18 protein-coding genes are annotated in these 17,219 nt (G+C 68.3%); 9 read left to right on the top strand and 9 right to left on the bottom strand.

Translation table 11 applies throughout. The annotated features are described in order from the left end of the window. Window positions 1-3 precede the first annotated feature (3 nt). The 4 genes from gpt to ASG72_RS11670 form a co-directional block, all read right to left on the bottom strand. Window positions 4-513 carry a xanthine phosphoribosyltransferase gene (gpt, locus tag ASG72_RS11685; RefSeq protein ID WP_056712400.1) on the bottom strand — a complete coding sequence of 170 codons (510 nt, stop codon included), beginning with the start codon at window positions 511-513 and terminating at the stop codon, window positions 4-6. Between the two features lie 166 nt (window positions 514-679). Next, window positions 680-1,636 carry a helix-turn-helix domain-containing protein gene (locus ASG72_RS11680; RefSeq protein WP_056712399.1) on the bottom strand — a complete coding sequence of 319 codons (957 nt, stop codon included), beginning with the start codon at window positions 1,634-1,636 and terminating at the stop codon, window positions 680-682. A gap of 364 nt (window positions 1,637-2,000) precedes the next feature. Continuing rightward, on the bottom strand, window positions 2,001-2,753 hold the full coding sequence (locus ASG72_RS11675) for a molybdopterin-binding protein (protein WP_056712398.1): 753 nt from the start codon (window positions 2,751-2,753) through the stop codon (window positions 2,001-2,003). A 120-nt stretch (window positions 2,754-2,873) separates the two neighbouring features. Continuing rightward, the gene (locus ASG72_RS11670) at window positions 2,874-3,716 is read right to left on the bottom strand and encodes an FkbM family methyltransferase (protein ID WP_082540293.1); all 843 of its coding nucleotides are present in this window, start codon (window positions 3,714-3,716) and stop codon (window positions 2,874-2,876) included. Between the two features lie 149 nt (window positions 3,717-3,865). Here ASG72_RS11670 and map point away from each other — a divergent pair, with 149 nt between their 5' ends. From map to ASG72_RS11635, 7 genes are all read left to right on the top strand, one after another. After that, on the top strand, window positions 3,866-4,690 hold the full coding sequence (map, locus tag ASG72_RS11665) for a type I methionyl aminopeptidase (protein ID WP_056712396.1): 825 nt from the start codon (window positions 3,866-3,868) through the stop codon (window positions 4,688-4,690). After that, on the top strand, window positions 4,687-5,397 hold the full coding sequence (gene radC / locus ASG72_RS11660) for a DNA repair protein RadC (RefSeq protein WP_056712395.1): 711 nt from the start codon (window positions 4,687-4,689) through the stop codon (window positions 5,395-5,397). Before map ends, radC begins: the two co-directional genes overlap by 4 nt. A 107-nt stretch (window positions 5,398-5,504) precedes the next feature. Then, the gene (locus ASG72_RS11655) at window positions 5,505-6,920 is read left to right on the top strand and encodes a circularly permuted type 2 ATP-grasp protein (RefSeq protein WP_056712394.1); all 1,416 of its coding nucleotides are present in this window, start codon (window positions 5,505-5,507) and stop codon (window positions 6,918-6,920) included. A gap of 73 nt (window positions 6,921-6,993) precedes the next feature. Further along, the gene (locus tag ASG72_RS11650) at window positions 6,994-7,935 is read left to right on the top strand and encodes an alpha-E domain-containing protein (protein ID WP_056712620.1); all 942 of its coding nucleotides are present in this window, start codon (window positions 6,994-6,996) and stop codon (window positions 7,933-7,935) included. A 77-nt stretch (window positions 7,936-8,012) separates the two neighbouring features. After that, a complete protein-coding gene (locus ASG72_RS11645; RefSeq protein WP_056712393.1) occupies window positions 8,013-8,840 on the top strand; it encodes a transglutaminase family protein in 828 nt (275 codons plus the stop codon). 40 nt (window positions 8,841-8,880) lie between these two features. After that, on the top strand, window positions 8,881-9,630 hold the full coding sequence (locus tag ASG72_RS11640; protein WP_056712392.1) for a hypothetical protein: 750 nt from the start codon (window positions 8,881-8,883) through the stop codon (window positions 9,628-9,630). An 82-nt stretch (window positions 9,631-9,712) separates the two neighbouring features. Beyond that, window positions 9,713-11,947 (top strand): EAL domain-containing protein, encoded by a 2,235-nt coding sequence (locus ASG72_RS11635; RefSeq protein WP_056712391.1) that lies wholly within the window; start codon window positions 9,713-9,715, stop codon window positions 11,945-11,947. Window positions 11,948-11,978: 31 nt separating this feature from the next. Here the strand turns inward: ASG72_RS11635 and ASG72_RS11630 are convergent, their stop codons facing one another. Together ASG72_RS11630 and ASG72_RS11625 are read right to left on the bottom strand one after the other, a co-directional pair. Beyond that, entirely contained in the window at window positions 11,979-12,575 is a 597-nt protein-coding gene (locus ASG72_RS11630; protein ID WP_056712390.1) for an exopolysaccharide biosynthesis protein, read from the bottom strand. A 104-nt stretch (window positions 12,576-12,679) separates the two neighbouring features. Then, on the bottom strand, window positions 12,680-12,949 hold the full coding sequence (locus ASG72_RS11625; protein ID WP_056712619.1) for an usg protein: 270 nt from the start codon (window positions 12,947-12,949) through the stop codon (window positions 12,680-12,682). 129 nt (window positions 12,950-13,078) lie between these two features. Here ASG72_RS11625 and bcsS point away from each other — a divergent pair, with 129 nt between their 5' ends. Further along, window positions 13,079-13,831: a cellulose biosynthesis protein BcsS gene (bcsS, locus tag ASG72_RS11620; RefSeq protein ID WP_162246235.1), complete on the top strand. Its 753-nt coding sequence runs from the start codon at window positions 13,079-13,081 to the stop codon at window positions 13,829-13,831. Between the two features lie 11 nt (window positions 13,832-13,842). Here the strand turns inward: bcsS and ASG72_RS11615 are convergent, their stop codons facing one another. After that, complete coding sequence (locus ASG72_RS11615; protein ID WP_056712617.1) at window positions 13,843-14,571, bottom strand: SDR family oxidoreductase; 729 nt, start codon at window positions 14,569-14,571, stop codon at window positions 13,843-13,845. A 129-nt stretch (window positions 14,572-14,700) separates the two neighbouring features. Between ASG72_RS11615 and ASG72_RS20325 the strand changes: the two genes are divergently transcribed. Beyond that, the gene (locus tag ASG72_RS20325) at window positions 14,701-14,871 is read left to right on the top strand and encodes a DUF2256 domain-containing protein (protein WP_200939927.1); all 171 of its coding nucleotides are present in this window, start codon (window positions 14,701-14,703) and stop codon (window positions 14,869-14,871) included. A gap of 48 nt (window positions 14,872-14,919) precedes the next feature. Here ASG72_RS20325 and ASG72_RS11610 read toward each other — a convergent pair whose 3' ends face one another. Both ASG72_RS11610 and ASG72_RS11605 read right to left on the bottom strand, forming a co-directional pair. After that, on the bottom strand, window positions 14,920-16,530 hold the full coding sequence (locus ASG72_RS11610) for a molybdopterin-binding/glycosyltransferase family 2 protein (protein ID WP_056712388.1): 1,611 nt from the start codon (window positions 16,528-16,530) through the stop codon (window positions 14,920-14,922). Then, window positions 16,527-17,219: an XdhC family protein gene (locus ASG72_RS11605; RefSeq protein ID WP_056712387.1), complete on the bottom strand. Its 693-nt coding sequence runs from the start codon at window positions 17,217-17,219 to the stop codon at window positions 16,527-16,529. Before ASG72_RS11605 ends, ASG72_RS11610 begins: the two co-directional genes overlap by 4 nt.

The raw sequence follows: 17,219 nt of genomic DNA, 5'->3' as shown, positions 1-17,219 counted from the left end.
GCCTCAACCCTTATGGTCCTTGGCGATCGGCTCGACATAGGAGAGCCCCATATCCCAGGGGAAATAGATCCAGGTATCCTGGCTGACCTCGGTGACGAAGGTATCGACGGTCGGCACGCCCGCCGGCTTCGCATAGACCGTGGCGAAATGCGCGTTCGGCAGCATCTCCCGCACCACCCGCGCCGTCTTGCCGGTATCGGTGAGATCGTCGACCACCAGCACGCCCTTGCCCTTGCCGTCGCCGATCGCCTTGATCGACGGGGCGACGTCCTTCAGCACCTTCAGCTCGGACTGGTTCTTGTAGTCGTGATAGCTCGCGACGCAGACGGTCTCGATCAGGCGCAGGCCGAGCTCGCGACAGATGATCGCCGCCGGCACCAGACCGCCCCGGGTGATGCAGACGATCGCCTCGAACGGCCCCGCCCCGGACAGGCGCCAGGCCAGCGCCCGCGCATCGCGATGAAACTGGTCCCACGACACGGGAAAGGCCTTGTTGGGGCTCGGCTCGGCCATGGCATGGGATCCTGAAGAGAGGGCATGGGGCTGACGGCGGGCGTCACCTCCCGCAAAAGCCCATCCGGACGTTTCGCGCAAGAGGTGGCCGCATCAAATCCCCAGCCGCCCGAGGCCGGCGCGCATTCTCGCCCGGCTGCGGCGAGGCCGGCGCACCGCGCGCCGTTCAGCCGCGGGCGCGGCGCGCGGTCACGGAAGGGCGCTCGCCGAAGGCCTCCTGGTACTGCTTCGACAGCCGCCCGAGATGGGTGAAGCCCCAGCGCGGAGCGACATCCGCGATCGACCGGCTCGGATTGGCGAGGATGTCCTCGCGCAGCCCCTCGAGCCGCATGCGCTGCAGAACGGCGAGCGGATGGGTCTGGCGATGCTTGCGGAAACCATATTGCAGCGAGCGCATCGAGATGCCCAGCGCTTCCGCCACGTCGCTGACGCCGATCGCATTACCGGCGTTGAGGCGCATGTAATCCTCCGCCCGCGCCACGTCGATCGCCGCCAGCGAGGCGACCGGCCCGGCGAGGCTGGCGATCCTGTCCATGCCGATCGCCGCCAGCATCAGCCCGACCAGGGCGTCGCGGTACCGGCGCAGCCCGATCGGCGAATGCAGCAGGGGCGCGGAGCCGGAAAGCCCCGCGCGGATCGCGGTGCCGAGGCAGAACAGCGCCGCGGCGACCGGCTTGCCGTCATCCAGGCGGATCATGAAATCGAGCGGCAGCGCCATCGCCTGGCCGGTCAGATCCTGCACCCTGTGCCTGACCTCCTCGCCCGGGAGGACCAGCGCGAGATCATGATGATCGCTGTCGAAGATCAGGCGCTTGCCGCTGCGCGCGGCGTAGAGCAGCAGCTCGTTGGGGCCGGCATGCTCCGTCAGGCGCGCGCCCTCCGCCCGCATCACGCCGGACATGCCGAGCCGGACGATCACCGTATCGGGCGCCGCCTGGGGGACCAGGCTGACGCCGGCCGAAACGCTGCTGTCCAAAAGCTGGAACTCGCTGCTGCGCAGGGCGGTCGCGTCGAAGCGCAGCTGCTGGACACCCGGCCCGAGCTGCAGCTTCACCGGCGCCAGATGCGCCGAGATGAAGTTCTGCGCTTCCTCGGCATCCGCGGTGCTGATCCGGTGCGCCACGATCCCCTCTCGCGGGCCCGTGTCCTGTGTCGTTCTCGTAAGCATCGTGCTGCTTCGGCCGCCTGCAACTGGTCGGTATCGCGGATCGGATGCGGTGCGATCGTCACCAGATCAGTTCCAAGTGGAACCTCCCGGTTTGCAACGTCACCCCAAGCGAATGCTTGGCGTTGGCCAAGACGAATCCGTTGTTGCGCAATAATGTCCTAACGTCAAGCGGCCGGCGGGCAGCACTCGCCAGTCTGAAATACATCTTATTTGGATCTGGCGCGAAGACGGTGCGCATTCCGGCTGTACCCGGCCGGCGGGCTCAGGCTGCGCGCACCCTCATGTGCCGCGCGCTTTTGGCATGGCTGCGCGCCGCAGCTCAGGACGCGCGGATGGCGGCGAGCATCGCCTCGACATCGGCCACGGCGGCCGCGAGCCGCTCCGGATCGCGCGAGCGCACGACGACATTGGTGTCGGGACCGGTGTCGGAGAAGAACGGATAGGAGCCGATCGCCACCTCGGGATGCGCCTGCTGGACCCGCGCGAGCTCGGTGCCGATATCGCCTTCGCGCAGCCCCGCCCTCACCGTCTCCGACAGCATGCGCACCCCGGTGCGCAGGGTCGGGGCGACGACGTCGAGCATCGCCTGCATGATCGAGGGCACGCCCGCCATGACATGGACATTGCCGAGGATGAAGCCCGGCGCCTTCGACACGGAATTGGCGATCAGCTCGGCGCCCGCCGGGATGCGCGCCATTCGCAGCCTCGCCTCGTTGAGCTGGTCGGGCGGGAAACGCTCGGCCAGCATCGCGATGGCGCGCGGATCATGGTCGATGCCGACACCGAAGGCCGCCGCGATCGCATCCGCGGTGATGTCGTCATGCGTCGGGCCGATCCCGCCCGTGGTGAAGACATAGGTGTAGCGGGCGCGCAGCGCGTTGACGGCGGCGACGATCTCCTCCGTGACATCCGGCACGATCCGGACCTCGCGCAGATCGATGCCGATATTCGTCATGTACTCCGCGATGTAGCCGATGTTCTTGTCCTTGGTCCGCCCGGACAGGATCTCGTCGCCGATCACCAGAATCGCGGCGGTCACCACTGCGCTGTCAGCCTCGGCCTGTTCGGACATCCCGTCTCTCCCTCTCGGCCGATGCGCGCCGAACCGGGCCAGTGCTAGTGCATAGCAGGAAAAAAGTGGACTCCGGCTGTTGCGCGATCCGGCCTGGAGGATCGGCGGGAGCGGCGCCGGTCAGGGTTTGCGCTCGAAGACCAGGTTGAGCCGTGTCTGGGCGATCAGCGCATAGCCGCGCTGGGCGAGGAGCCCCATCAGGTCGATATGCCAGCGCTCGCGGGAATCCTCGATGATGATGAAGCCCGGCCACAGCGCCTCGGGCGCATCGCGCAAGAACGGCTCGAGAATCAGGTCCTCGGCGCCTTCGACGTCGAGCTTGATCGCGTCGAGCTTCTGGTAGCCCTCGCTCTCGACCAGCGCGAGCAAAGTCGTCGCGGGGACGCGCACCGTGGCGCCGGCGCTCGACCGCAGGATCCGCACGCTCGATTCGCCGCGATTGGCCGGATCGAGGAACAGGGTCAGCTCGCCGGGCTTGTCGGCGAGGGCGCAGGCCACGGCCTTGACCGTGCCGAACGGATTCTGGGCGATGTTGAAGGCCAGCCGGGCGAAAACCTCCGGCTGCGGCTCGACCGCGAGAATGCGGGCGGTGGGGCCGGCCTTGGCCGCGACGAACAGCGAATACGCGCCGATATTCGCGCCGATATCGATGAAGCGGAAACCTTCGCACAGCCGCTCCGCCAGCAGGTTGCGCTCCTGCTGGTCGAAATATTGCGGCGTGAACAGCACGCGCTTCTCGCAGACATTCCCGTCGGGATAGAGCCGCATCCGGGCGCCGAGCGCCTCGATGTCCACCGGCCGTCCGGCCAGGGAGCGCAGGCCGAGCCGGCGCAGCGCATAGGCGATCTTGCGCCCGAGGAAGCTGTCGGAGGCGGCGCGGGTGCGGGCGATCAGCCGCGCCAGCAGCCCCTTGGGGGCGAAGGTGCCGAAGGGCTTGTCCTCGGCGAATGGGTGTTCGGTCATGGCCATGGCGGCAGGCTGATACACCCCGCGGCGCGGGAAGACCAGCGCCGGCGACCGGTCGCGGCAGCGCTCTTGGCTTGCACGATCGGCCAAAGCCAATAGATATGGCGCATCGGGCCATCCTGGTCCCGTGGAGCGGCTCCGACAGAATGACCATCGACGAGACCATGGGACGCTCGCGTGCGCGCGAACCCGTCATCAAGCTGCACGGGCCGGACGCCTTCGCCGCGATGCGCAAGGCCGGCGCGCTGACGGCGCGCGGGCTCGACATGCTGGGCGAGCACGTCAAGCCGGGCGTCACCACGCAGAGGCTAGACGATCTCGCCTTCCAATTCGCCATGGACCATGGCGCCCTGCCCGCGACCCTATTCTACCGCGGCTATACCAAGGCGATCTGCACCTCGATCAACCATGTCGTCTGCCACGGCATTCCCGACGACAAGCCCCTGCGCGAAGGCGACATCGTCAATATCGACTACACGCTGATCGTCGATGGCTGGCATGGCGATTCCAGCCGCATGTACGGGGTCGGCGAGATCTCCCGCAAATCCGAGCGGCTGATCGAGATCACCTATGAGAGCCTGCAGCGCGGCATCAAGGCGGTCCGCGCCGGCGCCACCACGGGCGATATCGGCTTCGCGATCCAGCGCTATGCCGAGGCCGAGCGCTGCTCGGTGGTGCGCGATTTCTGCGGCCATGGCGTCGGCCAGCAATTCCACGATGCGCCGAACATCCTGCATTACGGCAGCCCGGGCGAAGGCGTGCTGCTGAAGCCCGGCATGATCTTCACCATCGAGCCGATGATCAATCTCGGCAAGCCGGGGGTGAAGGTGCTGTCGGATGGCTGGACGGCGGTGACGCGGGACCGGTCGCTCTCCGCCCAGTTCGAGCACACGATCGGCGTCACCGAGACCGGCTGCGAGATCTTCACCCTCTCACCGGCCGGACGCGACAACCCGCTCGCCCGCCAATGAGCTCGGGCGGCGGCAAACCGGCCGATGGCGCCGCCGCCCCGCATTATCACGGCCATCGCGACCGGCTGCGGGCCCGCTTCAGCGAGGCCGGCGCCGATGCGCTGCCGGATTACGAGCTGTTGGAGCTGCTGCTGTTCCGCTCGATCCCGCAGCGCGACGTCAAGCCGCTCGCCAAGGAGCTCGTCCAGCGCTTCGGCTCCTTCGCCGAGGTGCTGGGCGCACCCGCCCAGCGCCTGACCGAGGTCAAGGGCGTCGGCGAGGGCGTCGCGCTCGATCTCAAGATCGTCGAGGCCGCGATGCTGCGCATGGCCAGGGGCGCGATCGCCAAGCGGCCGCTGCTCTCCTCCTGGTCCTCCGTCATCGATTACTGCCGCATGGCGATGGCCTTCGCCGAGCGCGAGCAGTTCCGGATCCTCTTCCTCGACAAGAAGAACCTCTTGATCGCCGACGAGGTGCAGCAGACCGGCACGGTCGACCATACCCCCGTCTATCCCCGCGAGGTGGTGCGCCGCGCGCTCGAGCTCTCGGCGACGGCGCTGATCCTCGTCCACAACCACCCCTCCGGCGATCCCAACCCCTCGCAGGCCGACATCCGGATGACACGCGAGCTCGTGGAGATCGCGAGGCCGCTCGGCATCGTCATCCATGACCATGTCATCGTCGGCCGCGACGGCCATGCCAGCTTCAAGGGCCTCGCCCTGATCTGACGAGGCTGCCCGGGAAACAGGCAGATGCGCCGAAGGGCGGGGCAAGAGCCCCCTTCCCCAACGCTCAGGAATAAGCATAGGCTAGCGAAAATGGGGACAAAGCCTGCATGGCCGCATTCGATGAGATGACCGGGTCCGGTGCCGAATTGAGGCCCGCCTACGAGGCGCTGGATCGCTGGCTCAAGGATGCACCACCGGACATGCTGGCCCTGCGGCGCAGCCAGGCCGAACTCTTCTTCCGCCGGATCGGCATCACCTTCGCGGTCTATGGCGACGAGGAATCGACGGAGCGGCTGATCCCCTTCGACATCATTCCCCGCGTCCTTACCAAGCCGGAATGGACGCGGCTCGAGCAGGGCCTGCGCCAGCGCGTGACGGCGCTGAACATGTTCCTGGCGGATGTCTACGGCCCAAAGGAATGCCTCAAGGCCGGGATCATCCCGCCCGATCTCGTCTACCGCAACGCCTGCTACCAGCTCGAGATGGTGGATTTCCAGGTGCCGCACGGCATCTACTGCCACATCGCCGGGATCGACATCGTCCGCGTCGACGCCGACACCTTCTACGTGCTGGAGGACAATGCCCGGACGCCGTCCGGCGTGTCCTACATGATGGAGAACCGGGAGGTGATGCTGCGGCTCTTCCCGGAGCTGTTCGCCATGCACCGCGTCGCGCCGGTCGACAATTACCCTGACCAGCTGCTGGCGACGCTGCGCTCGGTGGCGCCACGCACCTCGGCGGCCGACCCCACCATCTGCCTGCTGACCCCCGGCCAGTATAATTCCGCCTTCTACGAGCACTCCTTCCTGGCCGACAAGCTCGGCGTCGAGCTGGTCGAGGGCTCGGACCTGCTGGTCCGGGACGACGTCGTCTATATGCGCACGACCCAGGGGCCCAAGCGCGTCGACGTGATCTACCGGCGCATCGACGATGATTTCATCGACCCACTCGTCTTCCGCAGCGATTCCGTGCTGGGCGTTCCCGGGCTGATCGGCGCCTACAAGGCCGGCAACGTCACCCTCGCCAATGCGGTCGGCACCGGCGTGGCCGACGACAAGGCGGTCTACAGCTACATGCCCGAGATCGTCAGGTTCTTCACCGGCGAGGAGCCGATCCTCAAGAACGTCCCGACCTTCCGCTGCCGCGAGCCCGAGGCCAACGCCTATGTGCTCGACAATCTCGACAAGCTCGTGGTCAAGGAGGTCAACGGCTCCGGCGGCTACGGCATGCTGGTCGGCCCGCATGCCAACAAGGCGCAGATAGAAGCCTTCCGCCGCAAGCTCATCGCCCATCCCGATGGTTTCATCGCCCAGCCGACGCTGGCCCTCTCCACCTGCCCGACCTTCGTGGCGTCGGGGGTGGCGCCGCGCCATGTCGATCTGCGCCCCTATGTCCTGTCCGGCGCCAACGGCATTTCCTGCGTTCCCGGCGGGCTGACTCGGGTGGCGCTGCAGGAGGGCTCGCTCGTCGTCAATTCCAGCCAGGGTGGCGGCACCAAGGACACATGGATCCTCGATGCCTGATTTCAGCTATGGCGGCACCCAAGATCTCGCAGCCGGGGCCCAGCGCCTCGTATCCAAAAGGCCCGACCTGACCATGCTCTCGCGGACGGCAGACAGCCTCTACTGGGTCTCTCGTTATGTCGAACGGGCGGAATATCTCGCCCGCATCCTCGATGCGACGACGCGCCTGACCAATTTGCCCTCCGCCTATGGCGGCGCCGGCACCGAATGGCACAGCGCCGTCCTGACCGCCGGCTGCGAGGAGGCCTTCGCCAAGGCCTATGGCGAAGCCAATGAGCGCAATGTCTGCGATTTCCTGAGCTTCAGCCCCGACAACCCCTCCTCCATCCGCAACTGCCTGGCCCTCGCCCGCTCCAACGCCAGGGCCGTGCGCACCGCCCTGACCTCGGAGATGTGGGATGCGCTGAACGGCGCCTGGCTGGAACTGCAGCGCTTCGAGAAGAAGCGGATGGACCGGGAGGAATTCGCCCGTTTCCTCGACTGGGTGAAGAACGTCTCGCTGGTCTTCGACGGGTCCGCCTATCGCACCATGCTGCGCGACGACGGCTACTGGTTCTCCCGGCTCGGCGTCTATATCGAGCGCGCCGACAACACCGCCCGCATCCTCGACGTCAAATACCACGTGCTCCTGCCCGATACCGAGCAGGTCGGCGGCTCGCTCGACTATTTCCAGTGGACCACCGTGCTGCGCGAGGTCTCGGCCCTCACCGCCTATCACTGGGTCTATCGCGAGGCGGTGAAGCCGCTGCTGATCGCCGATCTGCTGATATTGAACCGGCGCATGCCGCGCTCGCTCGCCGCCTGCTACGAGAACATCTCCCGCTTCCTCGATCTGCTGGGCGATGCCTATGGCCGCCAGGGGCCGGCGCAGCGTCAGGCCCGCAAGACCCTGGCCAGCCTCTCCAACACCCAGATCGAGACGATCTTCGAAGGCGGCCTGCACGAGTTCATTTCGGACTTCATCACCGAGAACAACCGGCTCGGCGGCACGATCATCGACCAGTATCTGCAATAATCGCCGGCCGCGGGCTCGCATCCGCGGCTGCCGGGCGTTACAGAGAGACCAGGTTCAACCCGGCCGAGCTTTCGCCCATGCGGATCAGCATCTCTCACACGATCAGCTATGCCTATGCCGAGCCGGCGCGGCACATCACGCAGATCCTGCGGCTGACCCCACGCGACCATGACGGGCAGCACGTTATGGCCTGGCGCATCGAGCCGACGATCGACGGGCGGCTGCAGGCCGGGCAGGACGCCTATGGCAATATCATCCATCGCTTCTCGGCCGATGGGCCGATCACCGAAATGGCCATTCAGGTCAACGGCCTGATCGAGACCGTCGATCTCGCGGGCGTGGTGCGCGGCGCCGTCGAACGGGTCCCGCCGGACGTGTTCCGCCGCGATACGATGATGACGATGCCCGGCAGCGAGCTGCGCAGCTTCGTCGGCGCGGCCACCAGCGGGGCCGACACGCCGCTCGGCAAGATGCACGCGCTGATGGAGGCGCTGCACGAGACCATGACCTGCGTCCCCGCCGACCAGCGCACGGGAATCGGCGCGGCGGCGGCTTTCGAGGCGCGTGCCGGCATCGCGCAGGATCTCGCCCATGTCTTCATGGCCGGGGCGCGCCATCTCGGCCTGCCCGCGCGCTATGTCTCCGGCTATGTCGCGCATGCCGCGGCGCTGCCGCAGGCCGCCGGCGCCCATGCCTGGGCCGAGATCTACCTCGAGAATTACGGCTGGATCGGCTTCGATTGCGCCAATGGGCTCTGCCCGATCGATACCCATGTCCGCGTCGCCATCGGCCTCGATTATGGCGATGCCGCGCCGGTGCGCGGCGCCCGCAAGGGCGGCCAGGGCGAGAACCTGGCCGTGCGGGTCACCGCGACCGAAGCCGGCGCCCGCGCCAGCAACCAGTGAATCCGCGGCTCCGCCGCGCCAGATCGACAGGGAAGTGCCCGTGACCTATTGCGCCGGAATACTCGTGCAGGACGGGCTGGTCATGATGGCCGACACCCGCACCAATGCCGGGCTGGACGACGTCTCGACCTTCCGCAAGCTCCATCTGTTCTCCTGGCCGGGCGAGCGCAGCTTCGCCTTGTCGACGGCCGGCAATCTCTCGGTGACGCAATCGGTGGTCAGCCTGCTCAACGAGGGCCTGCCCAACCCGGAGACGGGAGAGACCGAAACCCTCTTGACCGCCGGCTCGATGTTTCGCGCGGCCCAGCTCGTCGGCCGCGCCATCCGCTCGGTGCGCGAGACCGATGGCCCGGCGCTGCGCGAGGCCGGCGTCAAATTCGACGTCTCCATGCTGTTCGGCGGACAGATCAAGCATCAGCCGATGCGGCTGTTCATGATCTACGGTGCCGGCAACTTCATCGAATGCGGGATGGACGCTCCCTTTCTCCAGATCGGCGAGCACAAATACGGAAAACCCATTCTCGACCGCGCGGTGACCTACAAGACGCATCTCTACGATGCGCTCAAGGTCGGGCTGATCTCGATGGATTCGACCATGCGCTCCAATCTCGGTGTCGGGCTCCCGATCGACCTGATGGTGATGCGCCGCGACACCGATACCCCGGAACTCGTCCACCGCATCGAGGCGGGCGAGCCCTATTTCCACGATCTGCGCGAGCGCTGGTCGGCCGCCCTGCGCGCCGCCCACACCGCGATCCCGCGCCCGCCCTACGGAAATTCCCCTACGTAAGATTTCGCAGCATCGGCGTTTGGCAACGGGATATCAACGAAAGCATGTCAGCCTGCCAGCTCAGGACTCGGCCGAGAGCGTAATGAACCCAGCCTCCGTCACGCAACAGCCCAGCGCGATCCAATCCTCGCGCCTGTTCACCGGGACGATGATCATTCTGGCTGGTGCGTTCCTGCTCGTGCTCGCAGCCGCGACCGCTCTCGTCCTGGCGATCGGCAACGACGCCAATGAACAGGAGGCGCTGCGCCAGAAACAGCGGATCGAGGCCGTTCTCGACAGTCAGATGCGGCTGCGGCGGGTGCGGCTGGAGGCGATGAACGTCCAGTCGGATTTCCGGCAGGCGCTCGAGAGCGACGACCCGCTGCTGGCGATCCAGGCCGCCTTCGTCCGGCTGAGCCAGCGATTTCTGGATTTCGACGGCGCCTATATCGTCTCCGCCTCGGGCCGGGTCTTCGCGGGCGTCGAAGGCGGCATGCAGGCGGGGCAGCCGGCCTATGACGGGCTCAAACGCCTCGCCCCGCTGATCCCCGGCGGTGGCCGCACCGATCTGCCGCCGCCGGCCCAAGCCTTCCTCAGCATCACCGATTCGCCGCCCACGGTCGCCTTCATCGCCAGCGACGGCTACGAGACCTTCGGGCTGATGTCGACCGAGCTGTCGCCGGCCCTGCTCTCTCCGGCGATGCAGAAACTCGCCGGCAAGCTCTTCCTGGTCGGCTATCAGCGCCTCTCGGCGCGCATGCTGACGGAGATGCAGACGCGCTACCGGGTCTCGAGCGTCGCCGTCACCGCCCGCAAACCGGCCGATCTGCACGCCGCGCTGCCGCTGCTCAGCCCGGAGGGGCCACCGCGCGCCTGGCTGACCTGGACACCGGAACGGCCGGGCGATGCGATCCTCGGCCGCTTCCGCTGGGCGCTGTTCGGGCTGGCCCTGCTCTTCGCCACGATCTTCGGCTATGTCCTGCGCAATCTGCGCTCGGCGGCCTTCCAGATCGCCTTGCGGGAGCGGCAGATCCAGCGGCTCGCCGGACAGGACGAGCTCTCTCTGCTGCCGAACCGGCGCACCTTCGATGCGCGGCTCGATCTCGAACTGGCGCAGCTCTCCCGTCGCGGCAGCGGCGGGCTGGCGATCCTCCTGCTCGACCTCGATCGCTTCAAGGCCGTCAACGACACCTATGGCCACACCGCCGGCGACGAATTGATCCGCCAGGTCGCGGCGCGGCTCGCCAGCGTGGTGCGTCTCGGCGACACCGTCGCGCGGCTCGGCGGCGACGAGTTCGGCATCATCCAGGCCAATGTCACGACGCCGGAAGGCTGCGTCGCTCTCGGCGAGCGCATCCTGGCCTGCCTGACGCAGCCCTTCTCGATCTTCGGCGTCGAGACCTCGATCGGCTGTTCGATCGGCATCGCCATGGCGCCGCAGGACGGATCCGACCGCCAGACCCTGCTGCGGCTCGCCGATACCGCGCTCTATCAGTCGAAGAACGAGGGGCGCAATCGCTACTCCTTCTTCGAGGAGAGCATGAACCGCTCGCTGCAGCTGAAGCGCATGGTCGAGGAGGATCTGCGGCAGGTCATCGCCAATGACCGACTCGAACTGCATTTCCAGCCTCAGGTCTCGATCGATGGTAGCCGCATCATCGGCGTCGAGGCGCTGGTGCGCTGGAACCATCCGATCCATGGCTGGGTGCCGCCGTCGGATTTCATCGGCATCGCCGAGGAGCGCGGCCTGATCGTCCCCCTGAGCGAATGGGTGCTGCGCCGCGCCTGCCGGGAGGCGATGGCCTGGCCGGAGCTGAAGCTCGCCGTCAACGTCTCGCCGATCCAGTTCCGCCACAAGGATTTCGTCGCCAGCATCCTGCGCATCGTCCAGGAGACGGGGTTCGACCCAGCCCGGCTGGAACTGGAGCTGACCGAGGGCGTGGTCGTCGAGGATGCCGACGCCGCCGAGACCGCGATGATGGATTTGCGCAGCCATGGCATCAGCCTGGCGCTCGACGATTTCGGCATCGGCTATTCCAGCCTGATCTATCTGCGCCGCTTCGCCTTCGACAAGATCAAGATCGACCGCTCCTTCCTGGAATATATGGAGACGACCGGGGAATCGGCGATCCTTGTCCATTCCATCGCGCATCTCGGCCGCGCGCTCGGCCTGCGCGTCTGCGCCGAGGGTGTCGAGACCAGCGAGCAGCACCGCTTCCTGCAGGCCATCGGCTGCCATGAGCTGCAGGGCTTCCTGTTCTCGAAGGCGGTGCCGCGGTCCGAGATCGATCGCCTGCTGAAGCTCGAAAACCCCTTCGCCGCGGCCCTCGCCGCCTGACGGGACGGGCCGGCGCATCCGATGCGCGGCGTCAGAACAGCCCGACCAGCCCGCTGATGATCGCATAGGCGAAGCCGGCGCTCAGCACGAGGCCGACCACGCCGACCAGCGCGCCGGCGATGATGAACAGCCCGTCGCGCTCCACCAGCCCGAGCCCGACCAGGCAGACGGCCAGCCCCAGCGGGATCTGCCCGATGAACGGGGCGGCGACGACCAGGCCCAGGGCCAGGATCAGGATCAGCAGCCCCAGGATCGGCAGGGCGATGGCGCTGCCCAGCACGGTCAGCCTCGGCCGCGAGAAGCGCTCGAGCCGGATCAGCACCGGGACGGCGCGGCTCACCGCACGATCGAGCTCGCGCTGGCCGATGCTGCGGCCGAGCAGGCTCCTCGGCAGCCATGGCACCGCGCGGCCCGCCAGCATCTGGATGCCGATGAAGCCGAGCACCAGCCCGCAGACCAGCGGGATCGGCGGCGGCATCGGCAGGCAGTTGGGCAGCCCGAGCAGCACGACGAGCAGCGCATAGACCCGGTCCTTCAGCGCGGCGATGATCGTCGCGACGCTGAGCCGCTCCCCGGGCAGAGCGGCCAGCGCCGTCAGGAGTCCGGAGGTGCGCAGCGGAGATGACAAGGTCGGCAGCCGGGTCGGGACGGGAGTTGGGGCCTAGCACGTGCCCCCTCCCCGCAACAAGCGCGCCGGCGGCCGCGCAGCCCGCCGGCAAGGCCGCCCTGCTCTCAGTGCAGGGTCAGCACCCCGTTGACGTTGACGATTTCGGCCGGCCGGATCAGCCGCGCATGGGCGACGACGACGGAATGCACCGGCCCGTCGAGCTCGCGCTTCCAGAAGTCGAGAAAGCCCAGTAATTCTGGAAATTTCGGCGCGAGATCGTAGTCCTGCCAGATGAAGGTCTGCAGAAGCTTCGGATAATCCGGAATATGATAGAGGATCTTCGCCGTCGTCAGACCATATCCCGAGAGTTGCTTGATGAAGTCCGCATTCGCCATGACCATCCCCTTTTGTCATGTCAGGAGGAAATCTTAGCCACATCAGCAGCCTGCGCCTGATTGGTTAACAAGATCTTGCCATTCCGGCATGCTGCGGTTCAATGGACGGGGCTGGCGCGGGTGGGTTTGGTGAGTGGCGGGATTGGTATTGGCCGAAGGGTCTGGTCGGCGGGGCTTCTTGCTCTGGCCGCGTCCTGCGCTGGCCCCGTCCCGGGCCGCGCCGCCGAACCCGAGGAGGATCGCCCCTCCCCCTCGCGCCTGCTGTTCGGCTCCCTGGATGCCGGCCCGGCCAAGCTCCTGGTCTCGCAGGGTGGCAAGCTCGTGCTGGGTGCCGGCAGCCTCTCGACCAGCGGCTTTCGCCTCCTCGTCGCCACGGCCCAATCCACCGAGAGGCCGCGCCTGGCCCCGGCCGGCAACCAGCTGCAGAAGCTGGAGACGCAGCTCCTGATCGGCTTCGAATGGCGGCTGCGAGGCGGGTCCTTCGCCATCTATGCCGGGCCGGAGCTGCAGGCCGAGCGCTGGACGCAGGAGACGCTGCCGCGCCACCGCATCGGCCAGCGCCTCCATCTGGATCTCTGGCATGGGCTGGGGCGCGGCTGGACGCTGCAGGCCGGGGCCTATGCGGCGGCGCTGGACCGGCGCCTGTGGCTGCGGCTGGCACCAGGCTGGGCGCTGCCCTGGCATGGCCGCTTCGGCCGGCCGATGCTGGGGCCGGAGCTCGAGCTCTACCGGCAGGAGGCCTACAGCAAGCTCAGGTTCGGCCTGCATCTCGGCGGGCTGCGCCTGTTCAAGCTGAACTGGCGCGTCTCGGCCGGCTGGGAGCGCGCCTCCCGCGAGCGCTCCCATCTCTACGCCACGCTCGGATTCCACGCCCCACGCTGAGCGGCTGCCGGTCAGCCCTTGGTGCGCAGGGAGGAGCGGCCGCCATCGACGCCGATGATCTGCCCGGTGATCCAGGAGCCCTGTTCGGAGACCAGCAGGGCCGCCAGCGGGGCGACGTCCTCCGGCTCGCCGAGCCGCTGCAGCGCATGCAGCTGGGCGATGGCGCCCGCCATGGCGGCATTGCCGGTGAGGCTCGCCGCGAGCTTGGTGCGGATCAGCGAGGGCGCGATGCAATTGACGCGGATCTGCGGCGCCAGCTCCGCCGCGAGCGCGCGCGTCAGCCCCTCCACGGCGCCCTTCGCCATGGCGATCGAGGCGTGGGCGGCAAAGCCCTGCGCCACCGCGACGGTGGAGAACAGCACCACGCCCGCCGTGCCCTCGGCCTGTTTCATCGCCGGCAGCGCCGCTTGAATCGCCTTGGCGGCTCCCAGCGCGTTGATCCTGAAATCCTTGAGGAAATCATCGTCGCAGAGCCGGGCCACCGGCTTCAGGTTGATGGTCCCGACGGCGTAGATCAGCCCCGTCACCGGCCCCGGCACCGCCTGCGCCACATCGGCGAACACCTGGTCGCGCGTGATGTCGCCGACCGTGTATCCGGCCGTCACCTCATCGGCGACGCGCGCCAATTGCGCCTCGTTCTGGCCGATGAGATGGACGCGCTCGCCCTGCGCCCGCAGCACCCGCGCGCAGGCCGAGCCGATGCCCCCGCCGCCGCCATAGATCAGGACCGTGCCCGCCATCGCCATTCCTCCCCGGCGCCCTAGATCCCGGCAGGGCGTCTCCATCAACGCCTTGAGCTAGAGCGTGTTCGCGCGAAAGCGAGAGCCCGGCCCGGTATCGGGCGGCTTCATCGGCGGGAGCGGGAGTGCATGGCCAGAATGATCAGAAAGGGCGATCTGCCGCAGAAGCCCTGCCTGCATTGCGGCCGCCCCTTCGCCTGGCGCAGGAAATGGGAGCGGGTCTGGGACGAGGTCCGCTATTGCTCCGATCGCTGCCGGCGAGAGGCGAAGGCGGCGGCAAGCGGCCGCGAGGCGCGCTAGCGACCGCAGCCTCTCCCCTGCGCGTCTGACGGGTCGCGGGCGGTCGCGTCAGGGCTGCGACGATGCCTCCATCGCGCGCAGCGCCTCCGGCGTGTCGATGTCGAGCGCGATCGCGGGATCGTCGAGCGGCACCTCGATCACCGCGTCTCCGGCCTCCTCCAGGAGCTTGCGCGCGCCCTGGTCTCCGGTCAGCGCCGCGACCTTCTCGAACAGTGCCCGCGAGAGCAGCACCGGGTTGCCGCGCTGGCCGAGCAGCGTCGGCACCACCGCCAGCGCGTCGGGCGCATCGGCGAAGGCCTGCGCCAACCGGTCCAGCACCGGAGCGGTGACGTTGGGCATGTCGCCGAGCGAGACGATGACGCCCGGCGCGCTTTCCGGCAGCGCGGCGATGCCGGCGCGCAATGAGGAGGCCAGCCCCTCGCCGAACGCCGGATTATGCAGGCAGGCGACGTCCAGCCCCGCCAGAGCCTGTTCGATCTCGCCCTGCTGATGGCCCGTCACCACCAGGACCGGCCGCGCCTTGGAGGCCAGCTGCGCCTCCACCGCGTGGCGCAGCATCGGCTTGCCGCGCAGCGGCAGCAGCAGCTTGTTGGCCTCGCCCATCCGGGTGGAGCGGCCGGCGGCGAGGACGAGCCCCGCGACCGGCGCCAGCGCGGCATGGGAGGGCGCGCGCGGCTGCGGACGCGAGACGATCTCCATCAGAAGCCCGCCGACCCCCATCGCCTGGATATCGGCCTTCTTCACGGGGATGCCGGCGAGCAGCCTTTGCAGCACCCAGTCGAAACCATTCTCCTTGGGGGAGCGCGCGCAGCCGGGCGCGCCGAGCAGCGGCTTGCCGCCGATATCCCCGACCAGCAGCAGATTGCCGGGATCGACCGGCATGCCGAGATGCTCGATCCGCCCGCCTGCGCCGAGCAGCGCCTGCGGAATGACGTCGCGCCGATCCGTGATCGCCGAGGCGCCGAAGACGACGACCAGATCGGCCTCGGCCGCCTGCGCCAGGATCGCCTGCGCCAGCGGCTCCTCCTGATGCGGCACGCGGCAATCGGCGATGATCGCGGCGCCGGCGGGCAGCAGCCGCTCCGCCATCACTTTGAGCGTCTTGTCGACGACGGAAGGTTTCAACCCGGGCAGCAGCGTCGAAATCACCGCGAGCTTCAGCGGGCGATAGGGCTGGACGGCGATCGGCTTCAGCCCCTCGAGCCCGGCCAGCGCCTGCTCCACCAGCGCCGCCGGCAGCCCATAGGGAATGATCTTGACGGTGGCGACCATCTCGCCCGCGACGACGGCCTTCATGGCCGGCAGCGTGGCGAGGGTGATCGCTTCGTCGACCTGGTTGAGCCGGTCGATCGCGGCCCTGTCGATGGCGAGCACGCCGTTGGCCGCCGCGAACAGATTGACCCGGCCGGTGAAGGCCGCCTCGGTGACCACGCCGCGCCCGGCGAGCGCGCCGGCCAGCCGCGTGGCCGCCTCGTTCTCGTCGATGTCGCCGCTCTCCAGCCGGACGGCGACGAGCTCGGTCAGCCCGGCCTGCTGCAGCCGCGCCACGCTGTCCGCATCGAGCGCCGCGCCCTTCTTCACGATCACGTCGCCGGCCCGCACCGTATGCGCGGCGACGGCGCCTTCCGCCTCCGCGACGGGGATCGGCCCGAACTTCACGCGGTCGCCCGGCGCGGCCCGCGCAAGGCGCCGACGATCTCGCCGAGGATCGACAGCGCGATCTCGGCGGGCGAGACCGCGCCGATGTCGAGGCCGATCGGCGCGTGAATGCGCCCCGTCGCGGCCTCGTCGAACCCTGCCGCCTTCAGCCGCTCCAGCCGCTTGCCATGGGTCTTCCGGCTGCCCAGCGCGCCGATATAGAAGCAGTCCGAGCGCAGCGCCGCCTCGAGCCCGGGATCATCCACCTTGGGATCATGCGTCAGCGCCACGAAGGCGGTGTAGCCGTCCAGCCCCAGCCGCTTCAGCGCCTCGTCCGGCCATTCCGTCAGCAAGGTCACATCCGGGAAGCGCTCCGGCGTCGCGAAGGCGGTGCGCGGGTCGATGATCACGAGATAGAGGTCGAGCAGCCGCGCCATCGGGGCCATGGCCTGCGAGATATGCACCGCTCCGGTGACGATGATGCGCGGAGGCGGGGCCTGCACCGTGAGGAAGAAGCTCGCCCCGTCCTGCTCGACGAGGCCGCTCTTGCCCATGCGCAGCTGCCGGTCGAGCGCCTGCGCCAGCGGATCGGCCGCGATCTCGGCGGCCTTCACCAGCCTCTGCCCGCCGCCGGCGAGATCGGTGACGAGGATGGTGGGGCGCCTTGCCGCGCGCTCCGCATTCAGCGCCGCGAGTGTCGCGAGATCCAT

The organism is Allobosea sp. Leaf344 (assembly GCF_001426225.1).
GTDB lineage: Bacteria > Pseudomonadota > Alphaproteobacteria > Rhizobiales > Beijerinckiaceae > Allobosea.
Note: the sequence above shows the minus strand (reverse complement) of the source record. Positions and strands in the feature narration are given on the sequence as shown.